The organism is Geobacillus sp. BMUD, assembly GCF_013096845.1.
Lineage (GTDB): Bacteria > Bacillota > Bacilli > Bacillales > Anoxybacillaceae > Geobacillus > Geobacillus vulcani.
Window position 1 is genome coordinate 16699 of the sequence record NZ_SDLA01000011.1, and the last position, 19267, is coordinate 35965.

The 19267-nt window shown below is 49.6% G+C and carries 18 protein-coding genes and 2 pseudogenes; 4 read left to right on the forward strand and 16 right to left on the reverse strand.

Annotated elements, in window-relative coordinates; translation table 11 throughout:
* Nucleotides 1–18 precede the first annotated feature (18 nt).
* The 6 genes and pseudogenes from rbsK to ETC05_RS12330 all read right to left on the reverse strand — a co-directional run.
* Entirely contained in the window at nt 19–996 is a 978-nt protein-coding gene (gene rbsK, locus ETC05_RS12305) for a ribokinase (RefSeq protein WP_171661119.1), read from the reverse strand.
* A 4-nt stretch (nt 997–1000) separates the two neighbouring features.
* Nucleotides 1001–1699 carry a ribulose-phosphate 3-epimerase gene (gene rpe, locus ETC05_RS12310; RefSeq protein ID WP_171661120.1) on the reverse strand — a complete coding sequence of 233 codons (699 nt, stop codon included), beginning with the start codon at nt 1697–1699 and terminating at the stop codon, nt 1001–1003.
* A 3-nt stretch (nt 1700–1702) separates the two neighbouring features.
* Nucleotides 1703–3373: a ribulokinase gene (locus tag ETC05_RS12315; RefSeq protein WP_171661121.1), complete on the reverse strand. Its 1671-nt coding sequence runs from the start codon at nt 3371–3373 to the stop codon at nt 1703–1705.
* 149 nt (nt 3374–3522) lie between these two features.
* Nucleotides 3523–4311: a DeoR/GlpR family DNA-binding transcription regulator gene (locus ETC05_RS12320; protein WP_171661122.1), complete on the reverse strand. Its 789-nt coding sequence runs from the start codon at nt 4309–4311 to the stop codon at nt 3523–3525.
* Between the two features lie 539 nt (nt 4312–4850).
* Entirely contained in the window at nt 4851–5498 is a 648-nt protein-coding gene (pcp, locus tag ETC05_RS12325; RefSeq protein WP_171661123.1) for a pyroglutamyl-peptidase I, read from the reverse strand.
* 29 nt (nt 5499–5527) lie between these two features.
* A pseudogene (locus ETC05_RS12330) lies at nt 5528–5848 on the reverse strand (5-oxoproline transporter, DUF979 family subunit); the annotation flags it as partial.
* Nucleotides 5849–6243: 395 nt separating this feature from the next.
* Between ETC05_RS12330 and ETC05_RS12335 the strand changes: the two are divergent.
* Nucleotides 6244–6861 carry a sulfite oxidase-like oxidoreductase gene (locus ETC05_RS12335; RefSeq protein ID WP_171661124.1) on the forward strand — a complete coding sequence of 206 codons (618 nt, stop codon included), beginning with the start codon at nt 6244–6246 and terminating at the stop codon, nt 6859–6861.
* 77 nt (nt 6862–6938) lie between these two features.
* On the opposite strand, the pseudogene ETC05_RS12340 reads toward ETC05_RS12335, so the two are convergent.
* Nucleotides 6939–7220: pseudogene (locus tag ETC05_RS12340) on the reverse strand (ECF transporter S component); the annotation flags it as partial.
* Between the two features lie 28 nt (nt 7221–7248).
* Nucleotides 7249–8469 (reverse strand): threonine synthase, encoded by a 1221-nt coding sequence (locus tag ETC05_RS12345; RefSeq protein ID WP_031409443.1) that lies wholly within the window; start codon nt 8467–8469, stop codon nt 7249–7251.
* 409 nt (nt 8470–8878) lie between these two features.
* Between ETC05_RS12345 and pepT the strand changes: the two genes are divergently transcribed.
* The gene (gene pepT, locus ETC05_RS12350) at nt 8879–10114 is read left to right on the forward strand and encodes a peptidase T (protein ID WP_171661125.1); all 1236 of its coding nucleotides are present in this window, start codon (nt 8879–8881) and stop codon (nt 10112–10114) included.
* A gap of 155 nt (nt 10115–10269) precedes the next feature.
* Here pepT and ETC05_RS12355 read toward each other — a convergent pair whose 3' ends face one another.
* The 4 genes from ETC05_RS12355 to ETC05_RS12370 form a co-directional block, all read right to left on the reverse strand.
* The gene (locus tag ETC05_RS12355; RefSeq protein WP_171661126.1) at nt 10270–11892 is read right to left on the reverse strand and encodes a bifunctional metallophosphatase/5'-nucleotidase; all 1623 of its coding nucleotides are present in this window, start codon (nt 11890–11892) and stop codon (nt 10270–10272) included.
* A 179-nt stretch (nt 11893–12071) separates the two neighbouring features.
* Nucleotides 12072–13373 carry an ammonium transporter gene (locus ETC05_RS12360; RefSeq protein WP_031409437.1) on the reverse strand — a complete coding sequence of 434 codons (1302 nt, stop codon included), beginning with the start codon at nt 13371–13373 and terminating at the stop codon, nt 12072–12074.
* Entirely contained in the window at nt 13370–13738 is a 369-nt protein-coding gene (locus ETC05_RS12365; protein WP_051870821.1) for a P-II family nitrogen regulator, read from the reverse strand. The genes ETC05_RS12360 and ETC05_RS12365 overlap by 4 nt, the downstream gene beginning before the upstream one ends.
* Nucleotides 13739–14032: 294 nt before the next feature.
* Nucleotides 14033–14458, reverse strand: coding sequence for an OsmC family protein (locus ETC05_RS12370; RefSeq protein WP_031409431.1), 426 nt, complete (start codon nt 14456–14458; stop codon nt 14033–14035).
* Nucleotides 14459–14633: 175 nt separating this feature from the next.
* Here ETC05_RS12370 and plsY point away from each other — a divergent pair, with 175 nt between their 5' ends.
* Together plsY and ETC05_RS12380 are read left to right on the forward strand one after the other, a co-directional pair.
* On the forward strand, nt 14634–15227 hold the full coding sequence (gene plsY / locus ETC05_RS12375; RefSeq protein WP_171661127.1) for a glycerol-3-phosphate 1-O-acyltransferase PlsY: 594 nt from the start codon (nt 14634–14636) through the stop codon (nt 15225–15227).
* A gap of 173 nt (nt 15228–15400) precedes the next feature.
* Nucleotides 15401–16765, forward strand: a complete 1365-nt coding sequence (locus ETC05_RS12380) for an RsmF rRNA methyltransferase first C-terminal domain-containing protein (protein ID WP_171661128.1) — start codon at nt 15401–15403, stop codon at nt 16763–16765.
* A gap of 74 nt (nt 16766–16839) precedes the next feature.
* Here ETC05_RS12380 and ETC05_RS12385 read toward each other — a convergent pair whose 3' ends face one another.
* The 4 genes from ETC05_RS12385 to ETC05_RS12400 all read right to left on the reverse strand — a co-directional run bounded on the left by ETC05_RS12385 (nt 16840) and on the right by ETC05_RS12400 (nt 19221).
* Entirely contained in the window at nt 16840–17415 is a 576-nt protein-coding gene (locus ETC05_RS12385) for a YpmS family protein (RefSeq protein WP_171661129.1), read from the reverse strand.
* The gene (locus ETC05_RS12390; RefSeq protein WP_171661130.1) at nt 17412–18194 is read right to left on the reverse strand and encodes an SGNH/GDSL hydrolase family protein; all 783 of its coding nucleotides are present in this window, start codon (nt 18192–18194) and stop codon (nt 17412–17414) included. The genes ETC05_RS12385 and ETC05_RS12390 overlap by 4 nt, the downstream gene beginning before the upstream one ends.
* A gap of 73 nt (nt 18195–18267) precedes the next feature.
* Nucleotides 18268–18840: an SCO family protein gene (locus ETC05_RS12395; RefSeq protein WP_171661131.1), complete on the reverse strand. Its 573-nt coding sequence runs from the start codon at nt 18838–18840 to the stop codon at nt 18268–18270.
* 129 nt (nt 18841–18969) lie between these two features.
* Nucleotides 18970–19221 (reverse strand): YpmP family protein, encoded by a 252-nt coding sequence (locus ETC05_RS12400; RefSeq protein WP_031409419.1) that lies wholly within the window; start codon nt 19219–19221, stop codon nt 18970–18972.
* Between the last annotated feature and the right edge of the window lie 46 nt (nt 19222–19267).

The following is a 19267-nucleotide window of genomic DNA, read 5'->3' on the forward strand; positions in this document are numbered from 1 at the left end:
AGTCCTTCCCCTTTCGTCTCACATCAACCATTCGCTTTCTTCTTGCTCATTCTCTTTCTTCAACTTATAGTACATAAGATTCCTTTCTTTACAGAACTCATCTACTTCCTCAAGAGTCGGAATACCAACTTGTGCACCTAACCTCGTCACCTTCAATGCACCAACGATGGTCGCAAATTGTGCAGCGCTTACAAGATCCTCCCCATCAACAATAGCACATGCCAGTGCACCCGCGTAGGAATCACCCGCTCCAACAGTATCTACTGGGGTTACTGGAACAGCGTCGATATACTCAAACTTTCCGTCATTGCAGACCAATGAACCTTTATCAGCCATTTTAATAATCAACTTTTTTACTCCCATTAACTCAAAACATTTGGCGGCTTCATATGCTGTGTCCACCGATACTACATCAATTCCAGTTAATTCCTTTGTCTCTTGACGGTTTGGGATAATTAAATCAGCATATTCTAACGCACGCACCGTAATCCCATCAGCTGGCGCAGGATCAAGAATCACAAACATACCCTTCTTTTTTGCTTCAATCATAGATTGAATGACTATTTCTTCTGGAACTTCCATTTGAACTAATAGAACTTGGCTGTTGGACATACCAGAAAAAGCGTCGCATACATCTGCAACCCGTAGCTGATCATTCGCCCCTTTGACCACAAGCATGGTGTTCTCAGCTGTACGATCAATAGTAATAATGGCACAACCTGTTGGGCTATCTTCTATACGTTTTACATAGGTTGTGTCAACTTTGCTTTTTTGTAACGACTTTAACACAATCTCCCCATACAAATCCTTTCCGATAGCGCCGACCATATGGACAGTTTTCCCCAGACGAGCGCATGCCGTCGCCTGATTTGCCCCTTTCCCTCCTGGCAGCAGCTCGATTTTTTTTCCAAAAACCGTATCCCCATGGCTAGGATATCGATCTGTAAGAGCTACTATATCAATGTTTATACTTCCAACGACGACAATATCAGCCATTTCCTTATTTCTCCTTTGATCTTAGACTCGATTGCATCTGAAAACGATCAATAAACCGTCTTAGCCTAAGAACTGCATTTTCTAAAGTCAGTTCCTGCTTAAATAGACATGAGGTTCCCAAGACTAGCATATTTGCTCCATTTTGTAAAACCTCTGGCATTGTTTGATACCCTATATTTCCATCTACTTGAATATTCACATCATAGTCTGCCTCTGTGATCAACTCTTTCAGTTTGCTAATTTTTTTCTTCATTAAAGGGATAAATTTTTGTCCAGCAAACCCCGGATTGACCGTCATCACTGTAATATAGTCTACCGTATCCAAAACGTATTCAATGGTGGAAATAGGGGTCGATGGATTTAATGCTACCCCTGCCTTCAAGCCACTATCACGAATTTTTTTCAATGTCCTTTGGAGATGAGGTGTGGCTTCGACATGAACTGAGATCATATCCGCTCCAGCATCAATAAATAATCCCAAATGCTCTTCCGGCCTTTCAATCATTAGGTGAACATCAAACGGTTTGTTTGTAGAATTCCTTAGAGCTCGAATCATATCCGGCCCCATTGTAAAGTTCGGAACAAATTTCCCATCCATAATATCAAAATGAAAATAGTCAACTCCTGCTCTATCTAAACGAATGACATTATCCCTGAGATTTCCCATGTCAGCACACATAAGAGATGGGCCGATTAAAATCACGCACTATCTCCCCTCAGGCAAGTTTCCACTTTTAATAGACAAAAGGTTTTTCATCAACTTTGCTCTTCCAAAATAATCATACAAAAACTCGTATTGGATAAATAATTGATGATAGATCTTTCTATTTTCTTCATTTACTTCGTAAATGATAGGTTCATAGTGAATCATATGGCGCTGGGCCTCCTCAATCGTATCCCATCCTCCTCTTGTTTTCCCTGCCGCAACAGCAGCAAGCACAGCTGCTCCCATAGCACATGTATGTGGTAATGTCACAACGTGCACATTTTTACCTGTTATATCTGCAAGCAATTTCATCAATAGCTTATTTTTTTCCGCCAAGCCTCCACATGCATATATTTCATCTATATTGATACCGTTTTCAATAAAAACGTTTAAAATCTTCTTTGTGCCAAAAGCGAGAGATTCCATCAGTGCTCTATATATATGCTCTGGTTTGGTTTGCAAAGTGAAACCAACAATAAGCCCTGTGAGATTCGGATCTTTCAAAACAGAACGATTGCCATTCCACCAATCGAGCGCCAACAACCCATTCTCTCCTGGTCGGAGGTGGGATGCTTTTTCTTCCAAAACGCGGTACATCATCTCCGATGTTGCTTCTCTCATCAAATGGGCGGGTGCACCATTTTTGACAAACCATGATAATAAGTCTCCTCCGGCACTCTGTCCAGCTTCGTATCCAAAATAACCAGGCAGAATACCATCTTCAACTACACCGCTGATCCCTGGTACAAAAATTTCTTTTTTATCCACACACATATGGCATATCGATGTTCCCATCGCCATAACCATGATTCTAGGTTTATTTATTCCAGCACCCAACAAGGCAGCATGGGCATCAATAATTGCAACAGATACAGCGACATTCTCAGTTAATCCTAATTCCGAAGCCATTTTTTGAGATAGAAAACCTGCTCTTGAACCGATTGGATAAATATCGCCCGATAATTTCTCATCAATTAAATTTTCGAGGCGCGGATGAACGGATTTCAAATATTCCTTAGATGGGAATCCTTCATGCTTACTCCATATCCCTTTATATCCCGCCATACACGAACTCCGTTTTTCTTCTCCAACCAACTGCATGACAACCCAGTCCCCGGCTTCGATAAATTTATCAGCAGCCTCATAAATTTCTGGGGACTCATGCAATATCTGCAAAATCTTAGGCAACATCCACTCCTCAGATATTTCCCCTCCATATCTGCGCAAAAAGGGCTCGTTTCTCTTGAATGCTACTTTGTTGATAAGCTGAGCTTGTTTATGTGCTGCATGATGCTTCCATAACTTAACCCAGCTATGTGGGTTTCTTTTGTATTTCTGATCAAAACAAAGAGGAATCCCATTTTTAAAAATAGGTAGAATTGTACTTGCAGTAAAATCGATTCCAATACCTATCACATTTTGAACGTTAATCCCTGAACCTTTTAAACATTGTTTTACTATATCTTTTAGTACATATAAATAATCTCTTGGATGCTGAAGTGCCCAATCGGCCTCAAGTGGTTGTCCAGATTCAGGTAGCCTTTCCGTGATTACCCCATGAGGATAATAGGAGACAGCTGAGGCGACGACTTCCCCTAATTTCACACTTACTAGTACACCTCTAGCGGATTCAGTGCCAAAATCTATTCCAAATACATATTGGTCTTCCAAAGGTTCTCACCTCTATATTGTTTGATTATTATTATAATTAACTCATTTTTGTTTTTCAACATTATATTTTTTATTTTTTTTGATTTTAAAATTAAAAAAACAAAAAAATAAGTTTAAGTGTGTTTGTTTTTTGTGGAGGTGAGTCTTTGTTAAGACAGAACAACATTGACCCCTAAACTTCTGATACTTCTCATATCATTCACAGACATTTTGTCGTCCGTAATTAAATAATCAACATCCTCCAAATTAGCTACACGAATCAATGATTTTGTCCCGTATTTGCTGTGATCAGCAAGCAAAAAAAGTTGATCCGATATAGAAATAAATTTTTTCTTTGTCTGAGCCTGCATTTCGTGAGCTTCGCTAATTCCTCTCTGCACATCAAATCCAGTGCATGAGAAAAATAACTTATCCACATGATAATCATCGATAACTTTTTGAGCAGATATCCCAACAAATGACATCGATTTATCTAAAAGATAGCCTCCTATAGTAATCAGGGTGATTTCTTCTCTTCCAGCTAACTCCAACGTTACGGCAATCGAATTTGTGATCACCGTAATCTCTTTATCTTGGATATATTTCGCCATCTGTAGTGAGGTAGTACTAGCATCCAAAGCAATAATATCACCGTTTTCAATAAAAGTTGCCGCTTTTTGTGCTATTGCTTGTTTTTCTTTTATATTAATCGATTGACGTTTAAAAAACGGAATTTCTGTTTGACTTTTTTTTATGGATATCGCTCCTCCGTGTACCCGTTTTATCAACCCCTCCTTTTCTAACCTTTCAAGATCTCTGCGAATCGTCTCTTCGGTTACGTTAAATTTTTTGCTCATATCCGCCACCCGAACTGACCCAAATTCCTCGACAAGTTTTAAAATATGTGCCTGTCTCTCATTCCCCACCCACATCATATCCAATTGGCCATGTTTTATCATTATAGCAATCCATCCTTATCTAAATAAGTTTATGAAACCTACAAAAAACAACATTTTTTATGTTTTTATTATTATCTATTTTCTAATATATCATACAAATGGTTCTTTAGGAATTTTACAGTTTCAGGATTCTTTTCCTACATTCAACCTTATTCTTATCATGCGAATGAATAACAACATAATTCATAAAATACGGATGATTTATACCTGAATATAGGAAAATTTAACAATATAAAGAAAACAGCGACCCCTCTTACAAAGCCGCTGTTTAAGCTTACTGAGATATTTATGTTTTTTCTCCCAATCTCGGCGTGTTTATTTCTTCTCTTCCATCCAGCGAAAAAACGTTGCAAAGATCAATCAGGCCGGGCGCTGAAACGCACGCTTGGAACAGCAGGCATAGGCGAAACGTTCGCCGTGGCGATGGCCGCTTCGCCTTCCCCCTCGATGGCGATCGCTTTTGCTTGGCCCGATTGATGCCGAGAGGTGAAGGATACAGCACCGTTCGTGTTTCCGATGCGGCGCTCGCTGCTCTTTCCTTAACAGATCGATCCTTCGCTCGTTGCGATATCTTCCTCCTGCCGGAATGCGACGTCGATCGCAATCCGCAATCCTTTCACCACCGTTTCCAACGCCATGCTCGGCTGCCCTGGATGACGGGCGGCTTGTTCCGGCAAATACGGGATATGGATGAACCCTCCTCGAATGGGCCGTTGCGACTCAGCGATATAGTGCATGAGTCCATAAAACAGGTGATTGCACACAAACGTTCCAGCCGTATGCGAGACGGAAGCCGGTATACCGTGCCGTCTTAACTCATGGACCATCGCCTTGACCGGCAATGTGGACCAATAACCGACCGGACCATTGGGAACAATCGGCGTGTCAATCGGCTGATTGCCTTCATTACCCGGAATGCGCGCATCATTCACATTGAGCGCCACTCTTTCAATCGAAAGATCAGGCCGTCCTCCCGCTTGACCAACGCAAATGACAAGATCAGGAACCACGTCTTCCATCGCGGCATACAACGTCTCAATCGCTTTGCCAAACACCGTTGGAATCTCCCTTGTCTCAACCGTATACGTATCGGTTTTCCAACCGGCTAATGGCTTGATCGCCTCTAGCGATGGATTCACGGTTTCTCCTCCAAACGGCGCAAATCCGGTGACAAGTACGGTTTTCATCGCATCTCCATCCCCTTTTGATCATGACTTTATAAGTCCATGAGCGTGACCACATACATCGCCACAATGTTAAACGCCAAAAGAATGAGCGCGGTCGGCACTTGCACGCGAATGACATGATGTTGATCTCGTAGATCAAGCAAGGCGGCGGGAACGATGTTGAAATTCGCTGCCATCGGCGTCATCAACGTGCCGCAGTAGCCGGAAAACATCCCGAGAGCGGCGACATGATTCGCGTCGACGCCAAATTGTTGAATCAGCAGCGGGACCGCGATTCCAGCGGTCATAACAGGGAAGGCGGCAAAAGCATTGCCCATGATCATGGTAAAATTTGTTATTATCATTATATAATTGAGAAAAGTAGAAAATCAATAAATATTTACGAAAATTTCCCGTGTCCAACTTGGCTTCATGGCAAAATGACTCCTCCATTCCTTTCTCCATCTTTACGTTCGCCAACCTCCGCTTCCTCGACGTCAGAAAAACGGAAGCGCCCATCCTTTCTTTCGGATATGATATAATGGAAAAACAGGGAGAACCGTGTTGGATCTTCCAGCCCTGATGCCCGATGCGGGGAGAAGCCGTTGCCACCGAAAAACAACGGACGTCATGCCGGCCGACAAAACCGATGAGCATGACCCATGGTCCATTGGGCGGACGGCAATGCCGGCAACAAAGGAAAATGACGTCTGTTCGCTTCCCTTGCGCTGATGTTCGATCATCAATCATAAAGGAGTGGCTGCTTATGTCGAAACAACTCCCTCCTGGCCAATTTGAAACGGAAAAATGGCCGATTTTGCACGAAGGAGACGTATACTCATTTGATGAAGCGACGTGGAATTTTCGGCTGTTCGGTGACGTGAAAGAGGAAGTGTCGCTGTCATATGGGGAAGTGATGCGGCTGCCGAAGACGATTTCGACCGTGGATATGCACTGCGTAACGACGTGGTCAAAATTCGACACGACGTTCGAAGGCATCGCCTTCCGCGAATTTTTGCGCTTTGTGGAGCTGCATCCCGATGTCAAATACGTGAAAATTTACGGATATTTAAACGGCGACCGGTTTGGCTATTCGGCGAACTTGCCGCTTGACGCGTTGATGGGCGATGATGCACTGTTTGTCTACCGCTGGAAAGACAAGCATCACGATTGGCAAGACATCTCGCCGAAGCACGGCTATCCGCTCCGCTTTATTCCGCCGGCGACGTTTTACTTATGGAAAGGGGCGAAATGGGCGTCCGGCATCCGCTTCATGAAAAAGGACGAGCCGGGCTACTGGGAAGAGCGCGGTTATTCGATGACCGCCAATCCGTTTAAAGAAGAGCGGTTCGCCGAATCGGTATCCAAGTTTCGGTTTTGGTGAAGAGAATCGAATCTCCCCACTCATCGACAGCAGAAATGAAAAAACGAGGGGTTGGAACAGAACCCCTCGTTTTTTCGCTATGCTGCCCGGCGTGCGACAGCCTGTTTTTGTAGCCACGGGCGAAGACGCAAAAAGAGAAGCATAAACACAACCGCCATAAGCACTCCTTTTGCCGCGTTAAACGGCAAAATCGCAGAAATGACCAATGCTTTTGTTTCCGGCGCACTCATCGCCGGAGCGCCGAGAAAAAGCGTATACGCCGGCAAAAAAACGTAGTAGTTCAGCACGCTCATGATCAGAACCATTGTCGCTGTTCCCGCCGCCAGTCCAAGCAGCATGCCTTTTTTCGATGCCGCTTTTTTTCCCACGTTATCCTACTCCGCCAATTTATCCATTCTCCTTTGGAAGCACATCCCCCGGCTCGAGCACCGGCGGGGCGACTTGAATCAAATCGGCGTATTTCAATCCCGTCCCCGTGTTGAGTACGACGACCGTCTCCCCGTCGCGAATCCAGCCGCTCTCGCGCAGCTTGCGGGCCGCGGCAAACGCCGCCGCCCCTTCCGGACAAATGAACGCCCCTTCCAGTTTCGCCACCGCCCGCTGTTCCGCTAAAATGTCCTTATCGCTGATCGCAATGGCGCAGCCGTCCGTTTCATACACCGCCTCAAGCACAAGGAAATCGCCGAGCGCTTTCGGGACATTGATGCCAAACGCCACCGTATGGGAATTCGGCCAAAACTCCGATTCGCGCTTTTTCTCGTTCCACGCCTTCACGATCGGCGCGCAATGCTCAGCCTGCACGGCGACCAGCCGCGGCATCTTGCCGTCCACCCAGCCGAGCGCTTTCAGTTCTTTGAACGCCTTGTAAATGCCGATAATTCCGACCCCGCCGCCGGTCGGGTACAAAATGACATCCGGAAGCTGCCAAGAGAACTGCTCGGCGATCTCAAGCCCCATCGTTTTCTTCCCTTCAATCCGGTAGGGTTCTTTTAATGTAGAAGCATCGTACCACCCGTATTCGCGGATCGCTTTCGCCACGATTTGCCCAGCGTCGCTGATGAGGCCGTTGACGAAATACAACTCCGCCCCAGCGATGGCGCATTCTTTTCGCGTCAGTTCCGGCGCATCGACCGGCATGACGACCGTCGCGCGGATGCCCGCCCGCGCCGCGTACAGCGACCACGCCGCTCCCGCATTGCCGTTGGTCGGCATCGCGAGCTGTTTGACGCCCAGTTCTTTCGCCTTGGAAACTCCGACCGCCGCCCCGCGAGCTTTAAACGTCCCTGTTGGAATAACCCCCTCGTCTTTCATGTACAGCGCTTCAATGCCGATTTCCTTCCCTAAGCGCGGCATCGGCACGAGCGGCGTCATCCCTTCACCGAGCGACACGATATGTTCCGGGCGTTTCACCGGCAGCAACTCATGATATCGCCATAAGCTCGGTTCGCGTTCCTTGAGCACTTCCCTCACCACTTCTTGGCGCATCGCCTCCAAATCATAGGCGACCAAAAGCGGCGAGCCGCATTCGCAAAGTTGATGAACTTGATCGACATCATATGTACGTGCACATTTGGGGCAATACAGATGGGACACATAGCTGAATCGCATCGTTTGGCTTCTCCTTTCCGTTTGTTTCATCCGCACGAGGCAGAAAGCACCTACGTTCGCGTTCCTGACGAGGCACTGGCCTTTTCATTATACCATAACCGTCCTCTGCCACCGGCGCCTGTAATGGAAGCGGCCGTACGCCAACTTTGGGGCACCATAGCGCCAAGCAGGAAATGGTCCCCATACCCGTCAAGTTTAGCGGTATAAAATTTTTAAGACGATCCTCGTGTTGATCCCCCCGGTGAATGATGGGGATCACATCCATTATTAGGCATGGAAATGGCCCCCCTCTTTTTTACCGTTTGAAGCCGCCTATGGTAAAATAAAACGGGAACCGCCTCTTTTTTCTTACTGCATCGGCGGAATGATTCGCTCATCCAGAAAAACTTGTACATAAGGAGATGAACCAATGAAACACGAACTCATCGAACGCTTCATCCGCTACGCGAAAATCAACACTCAATCCGATCCAGAAAGCGATACGTGCCCGTCGACTCAAGGACAATGGGAGTTGGCGAACATGCTGGTCGAGGAGCTGAAAGCGATCGGGATGGAAGAAGTGACGGTCGACGAAAACGGCTACGTGATGGCGACATTGCCGGCCAATACGGACAAAAACGTGCCAGTGATCGGTTTTTTGGCTCATATGGACACCGCGCCGGAATTTACCGGGGCCAACGTCAACCCGCAATTGATCGACTCATACGACGGCGGCGACATCGTGTTAAACAAGGAACAAGGCATCATCTTGTCGCCAAACGATTTCCCGGAGCTTGCCCACTACAAAGGGCATACGCTCATTACAACGGACGGAACAACGCTATTGGGGGCCGATGATAAAGCGGGAATCGCGGAAATTATGGCGGCGATGCACTACCTCATTCAGCATCCGGACATCAAACACGGCAAAGTGCGCGTCGCCTTTACGCCGGATGAAGAAATCGGCCGCGGTCCGCACAAGTTTGACGTCGCCAAATTCGGCGCCCAATTTGCCTACACGGTCGATGGCGGGCCGCTCGGCGAATTGGAATACGAAAGTTTCAACGCGGCGGAAGCAAAAATCACGATCAAAGGCAAAAACGTCCATCCGGGCACGGCGAAAGGAAAAATGATCAACTCGATCAAAATCGCCATGGAGTTCCAGCAACAGCTGCCAGCGAACGAAGCGCCCGAGCATACAGAAGGATATGAAGGGTTTTACCATTTGCTTTCGTTCCAAGGCAGTGTAGAGGAAACGAAGCTCCATTACATCATCCGCGATTTTGACCGCGAACAGTTTGAAGCGCGGAAGACGAAAATGAAAGACATCGCGGCTTCGCTCGCCCAAAAATATGGAACCGATCGAATCACGCTCGAAATCAACGACCAATATTACAACATGCGCGAAAAAATCGAACCGGTGCGCCACATTGTTGACATCGCCCACGAAGCGATGACGAACTTGGGCATCGAGCCGAAGGTGAAACCGATCCGCGGCGGCACGGACGGGTCGCAGCTCTCCTATATGGGACTGCCGACGCCGAACATTTTCGCCGGCGGCGAAAACTTCCACGGCCGCTACGAATACATTTCCGCCGACAATATGGTGAAAGCGGCCGAAGTGATCGTCGAGATCATCAAGCTATTCGAGCAAAAATCATCTTGATCTGCGGAAACCAATCGCTTGAACGATCTGTTTTCGGTCGTTCAAGCACAAGCGGCAGCAACCCCGCCATTCGAAGCGAAGAAAAGGTGTCCCCGGGCCTTTGGGGGACACCTTCTTCATTCGCTTGGCGAGCGTTCGCCTTGAGTCAACACGTGTTACGGAAGGCGGTTGATCCGCCCCTCAATCCGTGCCGAAAACGGCTGCGCAAGGCCGCGAATGTACGAGACGAGAGCATCCAAATCGACCGGCCCTACTTCGCGGTTCGTCCCTTGCGTCAGCACCGTGAACCCATCGCCACCGTCGGCGAGGAAGCTGTTGACCGTCACCGTGTACTCGCCGTTCGGATTCAGCGGTGTGCCATCAAGAAGCTGAATGTCGACGACTTTGTTCCCTGCCGGTCTGCTGGCGCTCCATGTATAGCGGAGGCCGGAGATTTGCAGCATACGCGTTTGTGTCGGCTGCCATTGTTGATTCAAAAGCTCGCGGATTTGCGCGCCGGTGAGCGTCATTTTCACGAGCTGGTTGTTGAACGGCTGAACGTTGTACAGCTCTCCCCACGTTACCTCACCTTGTTCAATATCCGCGCGAATGCCGCCCGGGTTCATAAAGGCAAAATCGGTGTTCATCGCCGCCCGCTGGGCATCGGCGATCAAATTGCCCAAAGCGGACTCGCCGCTCGCGTTTTGCTCGTCGGTGATCGTTTCAGCCGCCGTGCCGACGACTTGGTTGACAAGCGGCGCGACTTTCGCTTCATATTTTTCGACGAGGGCCCGGATTTCCGGATCCGGCGTGATGCCGTCATGATACGTCGTCACGATTTCCGCTTGTTTCGCCACGACATCTTTTGTGCACGGGTCGATTTTCAGATCGACATCAGAAAACGCCGTGCCGTACGAATACGACTGAACGAGCAGCTTGCCGTCCACCACCGCATTTAAATAGGCATGGTTATGACCGGCGAAAATCACATCGACTTCATCATCGACCGTTTTGGCGATATCGACGATTTCTCCGCTTGCGTTTGTTCCATCCGGATTGGATGCACCTGGGTTATGGGCGAGAACGACGATCGTGCGCACCCCTTTTTTCTTCAGTTCCCGCACGGCTTTGTTAATCGCCGTCGCTTCGTCGATGAATTCCACCCCAGCGACGCCGCTCGGTGTCACGATCGATGGTGTATCTGTCAATGTCACCCCGATGAACCCGATTGGCATGCCGTTGACCCGCTTAATGACGTACGGCGGAAGAATCGGTTGTTTCGTTTCTTTGTCAACGACGTTGGCGCTCACGTACGGAAAATCCGCCCCAGAGAAATCGCCGGTCGCCGGGTGATAACCGCCATGGATCAGGCGGAGCATTTCCGCTACTCCTTCATCAAACTCATGGTTGCCAAGGGTGCCGACGTCAAAGCCGAGTTTGTTCAGCACTTCGATCGTCGGCTCGTCCTGCAACAGCGCCGATACCGGCGGGCTGGCGCCGACCGCATCGCCGGCATGGACGAGCAGCGTGTTTTTGTTTTCTGCCTCCCGCTGTTTCAAATAAGCGGCCAAATAATCCGCTCGCCCGACTTCCCGCCCGCCGACTTTTCTCGTCACGTTGAGCTGACCGTGAAAATCGTTGATTCCGAGGAGCTGCACCTCAATATAACGGTGCGAAGAAGCAGGCGGCTTTCCTTTGCTTTTCCCGTTCCCTGCCGCCCCAACCGGCGTTGCCGCCAATACAGCGGCTGCCGTCAATGCCGACAACATTCGTTTTCCCCATCGTTCCGAACCCTTCATCGTTTCGTCTCCTTCCCTGTGTATCTTTCCTTCATCTACCGATTATATCTTTATGAATAAGTAGAATAATAGGGACAAAAGGATTCTTTTTTGTAAATTTTTTGTAAATTAGAAAAATAGAAAAAGAGGCTGTCCGCCAAAGGCCATCAGGCAGGCCTTTTCGAACAACCTCTGCAATCTTATCCGACGGCGTTTTTATTGTTTAACGGAGCAACACGAATGCCGGTCGTCTCCTCAAAATCGTACAACCCGCCCGGGAGATCGGCAAACCGTTCGAGTTCATTGTAAGCTGGAATGCCGTGGTACGCCATATCAAGCCCTTCTTCTTCCTCGCGCTCTGTCGCCCGCAGCCCAACTGTGCGGTCGCACACATTGGCGATGAGCGCACCGCTGACAAAGCCCCAAATGACGACGGTCAACGCGCCAAGCAGTTGGGTGGTGAACAGCGACACATGGCCGGTCGTCAACAATCCTTGCGTCGAGTCGAACAAACCGACGGCGAGCGTGCCAAACACCCCATTAAACCCATGGACCGCCACCGCACCGACCGGGTCGTCGATTTTCAACGCATCGACCAACAGCGTCGCATAGACGACGATGACGCCGCTCACCAGACCGATCAGCACCGCGCTCCATTGCGAGACGAACGCACAGCCGGCCGTAATGGCCACCAGACCGGACAACACACCATTCATGACCATGCTTGGATCGGCTTTTCCGTACTTTTTCATCGTCACGAGGAGCGCCGACGTGCCCCCGGCTGCCCCTGACAACATTGTGTTGAGGGCGATCGACGCCAGCGCTTCATTGGACGCATCGAGTGTACTGCCCGCATTAAACGCAAACCAGCCAAACCATAAAATGAACGCCCCCGCCGAAGCAAGCGGAATATTGCTCGGCGCAAATACGTTCACACTGCCGTCCGAGTTGAACCGCCCTTTTCGCGGTCCAAGCCGCTTGGCGAGCGCCAGCGCCGCAAAACCGCCGAGCGCATGAATCGCTGCTGACCCTGCGAAATCTTTCATCCCGAGTTTCGCCAACCAGCCGTCACTATGCCAAATCCAATGGCCTGATAATGGGTAAACGGCAGCGCAAACAAGAAGAACCGTCACAATGTATGCCTTAAAATTCATCCGCTCGGCGACTGCTCCGGAAATAATTGACACACACGCTACGGCAAACCCGATTTGGAATAGAACAAATGCCGCGCTTGGCAGCGGAACAGACAAAGAGATGGCTTCCGGTGTTCCGAACAGCGTGGTGCCGATCCAGCCGAACGCATCATCTCCGAACATCAGCCCAAAGCCAATGAGCCAAAACGCTAGCGCTCCGATGGTCAAATCAACGAAAATTTTCATTGTTACATTGACGGCGTTTTTCGTCCGCACCAACCCTGCTTCCAGCAAGCTGAATCCGCCTTCCATAAACAGCACCATGGCGGCCGCGATGACGATCCATACAGCATTCACATGTTCCATCATGCCCGTCCCTCCCGTTTTTCCGCCAGTTCATCAATATCAAAGTCAAGCGTGCCGGTGCGAATGTTGTACGCTTCCAGCACCGGATAGACAAAAATTTTCCCGTCCCCGTCTTCGCCGGTTTGCGCAGCGGCCACAATCGATTGGATCGTCCGCTCGACCATATAGTCGGACAGAACAATTTCAAGTTTGACTTTCGGATGGAGCGTCACTTTGTAGTTTTTTCCCCGATACACTCCTTGTGTATCCTTCTGTTTCCCACGGCCGACAACCTGCGAAACGGTGAACCCGGTAATCCCGATTTGTTTCAATGCTTTAATGGTATCGGTTAATCTCTCCGGCCGGATGATGGCCTCAATTTTTTTCACTTCCCGCCGCCCCCTCAACCTTTTGCGTAATAAAAATTAACGTATTTATGTTAAAAATTATAACAATTAAAAGATCGGTGTCAAGTATGAGGACAAAGTTTTTTGGCGCGCCGCCTATCGGGCATAACTTGAAAGAAAGCGGATCGGCAGGGCATCCATCCAAACGACTGATCACCGTTATCTGTTCTAACACAAAAAAGGTGTTCCGCAAACGATCGGAACACCTTGTTCATCATATGGTCATCCGGCGCTATGCCACACGAAACGGCCATGAACGTCAAACCCTCCTCCTTGTTAGATCGTCTCCTTCCCGCGCACGCCGTTGATCGAATAGCTCGCTGTAATGGCAGCGTTTAACGAATGGGAAACAGAACAATATTTTTCTTTGGACAGCCGGATGGCGCGGACAACTTTTTCTTCCGGCAAATCGCCTTCAAGGGCGTAATGGATATGAATCTCTGTAAACCGCTTCGGGTGGTCATCGGCGCGCGTTCCTTCCACTTCCATCGAAAACGCCCGGACATCCAGGCGCATTTTGCGCAAGATCAGGATGATATCAATGCCGGTGCAACCGGCTAAGGCGTGAAGCAAAAGCTCCATCGGCCGCGCGCCCGAATCGTTGCCGCCGACATCCTTCGCGGCATCCATCGGGATCACCACACCGGAGGCGCTTTGGCCGCTGAATGACATGTTTCCGTTCCATACAACCGTCGTTTTCATCATGGTCGCTCCTTTCTCATCTGTCCGGAGTCGGACGAACTTTCCGACAGCCCGTTTCTTCTTTTCAGTTTAGCGGCTATGTCCTTGAAATGCAAAATTCCTGTCTACCGTTTTCTATCATGCATGGTAAAATAGAAACATGCACAAACTTGTTGAGTAAAGGGTGTTGGGCTTCATGACTGCACTGATTTTGCTTCTTGCTTATCTTCTCGGTTCGATTCCGTTTGGCCTTCTTGTCGGAAAGATCGGCTACGGAATCGACATCCGCGAACATGGAAGCGGCAATCTTGGGGGAACGAACACGTTCCGCGTGCTTGGGGCGAAAGCGGGAACGATCGTCATTGTCGGTGACATGCTAAAAGGAACACTGGCGGCGAGCTTGCCGATGTTTTTTTCCGTCCCTGTTCATCCGCTGTTAGCCGGTGCGGTCGCTGTCGTCGGCCATATGTACCCGGTGTTCGCCAAATTCCGCGGCGGCAAGGCGGTGGCGACATCGGGCGGGGTGATGCTGTTTTATTCGCCGTTGTTCTTTTTGTCGCTCATCGCTGTGTTTCTTGTTGTCTTGGCGATTTCGCGCTACGTCTCGCTGTCATCGATGACCGCCGCGCTGTATGCGGTCGTGTACACCGTCTTTTTCACGGACGACATCCCGTTGACGGCGGCGGTGTTGTTGCTCGCCTCGTTTATCTTTTACCGTCATCGCGCCAACATTCAACGCATCTTGAACAAAACGGAGCCGAAAGTGAAATGGCCAGGCAAACGCTCATGACAGACGTGTTGATGAACCAATAAAAACGATTTGAGAAAGCACTGTTTCCATCTTTTCCGCCGGCGTTCTTGTTCGAGGGAGGGGTCAGAAAAACTTGTGTTCAGCCATATGATGCTGTGCTTTTTAAACACTCGTGCGCCCATGATGATACGCCGAGAAAGGAGTTTGTTGCGTTGAGACTGCCCGAATCGTTTGTTGCGAAGATGAAAACGCTGCTTCAGGAAGAAGCGGATGAGTTTTTCACCGTCTATGAGCAGGAAAAAACGAACGGCTTGCGCGTCAATCCGTTGAAAACCGACCCGGACGCATGGACAAAAACGGCGCCCTTTTCCCTTTCCCCGGTGCCGTTTTGCCCGACCGGGTTTTATTATGAGCGGAATGAACAACCAGGAAAACATCCATACCACGCGGCCGGCCTGTATTACATTCAAGAGCCGAGCGCCATGGCGGTCGCTGAGGCGCTGCACCCTGAGCCTGGAGAAATGGTGCTTGACTTATGCGCCGCTCCCGGGGGAAAAACAACCCAACTTGGCGCGATGATGGAAAACAAAGGGTTGCTGATGGCCAATGAAATCCATCCGAAGAGGGTCAAAGCGCTCGCGGAGAACGTCGAACGGTTCGGCTTGGCGAACACGATTGTCGTCAATGAAACTCCTGAGGCGCTTGCCGAGCGGTTTCCAGGCTTTTTTGACAAAATTTTGGTCGACGCCCCCTGTTCCGGCGAAGGCATGTTTCGCAAAGAGGAAGAAGCCGTTTCCTTTTGGAGTCCGGCTTATGTGGAAGAATGTGCGGCCAGACAGCGGCGCATTTTGGAAAGCGCCTATGCGATGCTGAAAGAAGGCGGCATTCTCGTTTACTCGACGTGCACGTTCTCTCCCGAAGAAAACGAACAAACGATTGAATGGCTGCTTGAGACGTACGAGGATTTGCAGTTGTTGCCGATTGCGAAAATCGGCGGCATCGAGCCGGGGCGGCCGGAGTGGACGAAAACGAATCGATTTGATCTCGCACACGCCGCCCGCCTTTGGCCGCACCGCGTCAAAGGGGAAGGGCATTTTGTCGCCAAACTCCAAAAACAGCGGCCCACCCCGTCTTGGCGGGGGAGGTGGGCGAAATCGAGCGCGCCAAAAACTGCCCTTCGCCTGTATCGCCAGTTTGAACAAGAGGCATTGCGGACAGAGCGAGACGGCACATTTGCCTCGTTTGGAGCACATTTCGTGTTGTTGCCGGAGCGCTGTCCGGATTTATCTGGCATCAAAGTCGTGCGCGCTGGATTGCACTTGGGTGAAGTAAAAAAAGAGCGGCTGGAGCCGAATCACGCCCTCGCGTTATCGCTGCGGACGGAAGAAGCACGACATGTGCTGGATCTGGCAAGCACAAGCGAGGAAATCGTCCGCTATTGGCGCGGGGAGACGCTGTCCACGGGCGGCGATCGCGGTTGGCTGCTCGTGACCGTGGATGGATTTCCATTCGCCTGGGGGAAAGAAGTGAAAGGAACGGTGAAAAACTTTTACCCAAAAGGGTTGCGTCTCATCTGAAGCATCGGAAAAGCGGGTGACAAAGAAGCTCCTAACCGCAAAAAAGACTGTCCTGCACACGCGGACAGTCTTTTTTACTGGTGCTGCTTCGTCGGAATCGTTAAGGTAAACACGATCTCATCGGCGGCCAAATCGATTTTTTTGGCCGCCACTTGATAGCCGTTGCCAAAGCGAATGCCCGTGAGCGCGACGTAGACGCGGGTGTGCTCCGGGTCAATCGCCACTTCATCGGGCAGCGGGGCGTGCTTTTGCAAGTAGCGAAGCACATACGTCACCGGCAGCTTCCAATCGCCAAGCGAAATCATCGGCTCTGTGAGCTCGACATTCCCTCCTTTGACTACTTTTGGCACAAACGAGACGACGAGTTCGACCGGACGGCCTAAAATCGGGATTTCGCTTGAAACATAGACGCGGTCGGCAAGCCAAACATCGTACCGGAGCGGATGGTCTTTCGTTTTTTCCGCCAAATAGTCGTTAATGACGGCGTTCAAATGCTCTTTCTTCGAGTATACCGTAAACGAAGCCCCTTCCACGTCCGGGCGCGCCGGCCACTTCACCGGTGAAGCGGGCTCGAACAGCCAAGCGACAGCCCAAACAAGAACCGCGGCGTTGACAGCCGCCAACATCCAAAACGCTCGTTTCCAATTCATTGCAGCAATCTCCCTATCCACCATTCTTTTCGTTCCTTTAACGCTTCATACACCCGTATGGCAATCTGTTCGTATCCTGCGGCATTCGGATGAAATTCATCGCGGTAGAGCAAATCATCGCGGTCAGCAAAAATGTCTTGGATATCGACAAAAATCGTTCGCTCATACTGTGAAAGCACCGCCGCGCTCGCTTGATTCCATTCGGCGATGACGTCATCGATTTCCGAAATGGTCGGCAATGTGCTGGAAAACGGATTGTATAGGCCCACAAGCACAATGACCGCATCCGGATTAATCGTGCGCAACGAGATCAATAGATGGTCCAGTCGGTCGGCAAATATTTCCGTGGCTTGCTGAAACCGCTGGCGCGACAAGTCTAAAAAGTGCGAGCGGACGACGTTCATCACATCGTTGCCGCCAATCGTCAGCAAAATCAAATCCGCCCGTTTGAGCTCATCTTGGTGAGCGTTGATCACCGGCTCCAGCTCCGCGATGCGCCGACCGCGCTTTCCTAAATTCGTCACGGTGGCCGTCCGAACCCCATCTTCTGCCGAAAGGAGCGGGACAAGGCGGCCAATATAGCCTCCTTTCCCTTCGCCGTCCCCCACTCCTTCTGTCAACGAATCGCCTAAAGCGACCAAATGAATATCTTTCGGAAGCGGCTTTGCTTCCGTCTGCTTGACGGCGGCTTCATGCGGGCGCTCCGGCTTTCCGCCCGTCGAAAGCGACACGCATCCGGCGAGCAGCCAGCAGCACAACAACCATCCCCACCGTTTCATTGTTTGACACCTGCCTTTTGCCGCAACAGGGGAAAAACGAAAAGAAGGCAAAAAGGCGGTAGCCGTTTTTGCCTCATTGCGACGACTGCACGATTTTGATATGCTCTAAAATCGTTTCGTATGGCACATCTTGTACGCCGCTGTACGTCTGAACTACTTTTCCGTCTGGCCCGACCAAATAAAAACTGGTGCCATGCACGACTTGGTCGTCATTGGCCGGCTTTTGCACAATCGTTTTAAAGCTTTTTTGCGCCAACTCGCTGATCTCGGCCGGGCTGTATCCGGTAAGCAAATGCCAGTTTGATAGGTCATCTGTAAATTGTTTCGCATACGCTGCCAGTTTTTCCGGCGTGTCGACTTCCGGATCAACGCTGAAGGAGACAAACTCGACATCCAGTCCTTCTTTCTTTGCCATTTGCTTTAGTTTAGCCATATGGGCCGTCATCGGCGGACAAACGGTCTCGCAGTTTGTAAAAATAAAATCCGCAACCCACACTTTTCCTTTTAAGTCGCGAAGCCCAAACGGCTTGCCCGTCTGATCGACAAACGTAAAGTCCTCCACCGGCCAGTTTTTCGCATCCGGAATCGTTTTTCCGCATGCAGCGAGCAAACAAATGGCCGCGATCATCATCATTCGTTTCCACATCGATCGTTCGTTCCTTTCTGCCTGCACCGCTTTGTTTTACCCGACGTCATCTCGTTTCCATTATATAATGAAACCAACGAAAATCCCACAAAAAAAGTTGTTTTGCCGCCAAGGGCAAAACAACAACGGTCATGCATTATGCTTTAGCACCGTTTCTTTAAAGATCTGTTCATATACCGGCCATTTCAGCACTTTCTTCAAATGTTCGCGGAACGAGTAAACGGAACGGTTCGTTCTCGACCGATACACTTTTGCAATAAACGCCTCCAAGCGCAGTTGGATCATGAATCGGTATGTGTTCTCTTCCTCCAATACAGGAATTTCGATAATCTTGACCTTCTGTCCATATGCGTTTTTGAACTCGAGGCTTTTGAATAGCAAAATATCAATCCTCTTTTTCACCGATTTATTTTTATTATACACCAAT

Bases quoted from the DNA above. Each gene is read 5' to 3' on its own strand.
- rbsK (WP_171661119.1), bottom strand. From the start codon at position 996: ATGGCTGATATTGTCGTCGTTGGAAGTATAAACATTGATATAGTAGCT.
- ETC05_RS12320 (WP_171661122.1), bottom strand. From the start codon at position 4,311: ATGATAAAACATGGCCAATTGGATATGATGTGGGTGGGGAATGAGAGA.
- pcp (WP_171661123.1), bottom strand. From the start codon at position 5,498: ATGAAAACCGTACTTGTCACCGGATTTGCGCCGTTTGGAGGAGAAACC.
- ETC05_RS12335 (WP_171661124.1), top strand. From the start codon at position 6,244: ATGTCGAAACAACTCCCTCCTGGCCAATTTGAAACGGAAAAATGGCCG.
- ETC05_RS12345 (WP_031409443.1), bottom strand. From the start codon at position 8,469: ATGCGATTCAGCTATGTGTCCCATCTGTATTGCCCCAAATGTGCACGT.
- pepT (WP_171661125.1), top strand. From the start codon at position 8,879: ATGAAACACGAACTCATCGAACGCTTCATCCGCTACGCGAAAATCAAC.
- ETC05_RS12355 (WP_171661126.1), bottom strand. From the start codon at position 11,892: ATGAAGGGTTCGGAACGATGGGGAAAACGAATGTTGTCGGCATTGACG.
- ETC05_RS12360 (WP_031409437.1), bottom strand. From the start codon at position 13,373: ATGATGGAACATGTGAATGCTGTATGGATCGTCATCGCGGCCGCCATG.
- ETC05_RS12370 (WP_031409431.1), bottom strand. From the start codon at position 14,458: ATGAAAACGACGGTTGTATGGAACGGAAACATGTCATTCAGCGGCCAA.
- plsY (WP_171661127.1), top strand. From the start codon at position 14,634: ATGACTGCACTGATTTTGCTTCTTGCTTATCTTCTCGGTTCGATTCCG.
- ETC05_RS12385 (WP_171661129.1), bottom strand. From the start codon at position 17,415: ATGAATTGGAAACGAGCGTTTTGGATGTTGGCGGCTGTCAACGCCGCG.
- ETC05_RS12390 (WP_171661130.1), bottom strand. From the start codon at position 18,194: ATGAAACGGTGGGGATGGTTGTTGTGCTGCTGGCTGCTCGCCGGATGC.
- ETC05_RS12395 (WP_171661131.1), bottom strand. From the start codon at position 18,840: ATGTGGAAACGAATGATGATGATCGCGGCCATTTGTTTGCTCGCTGCA.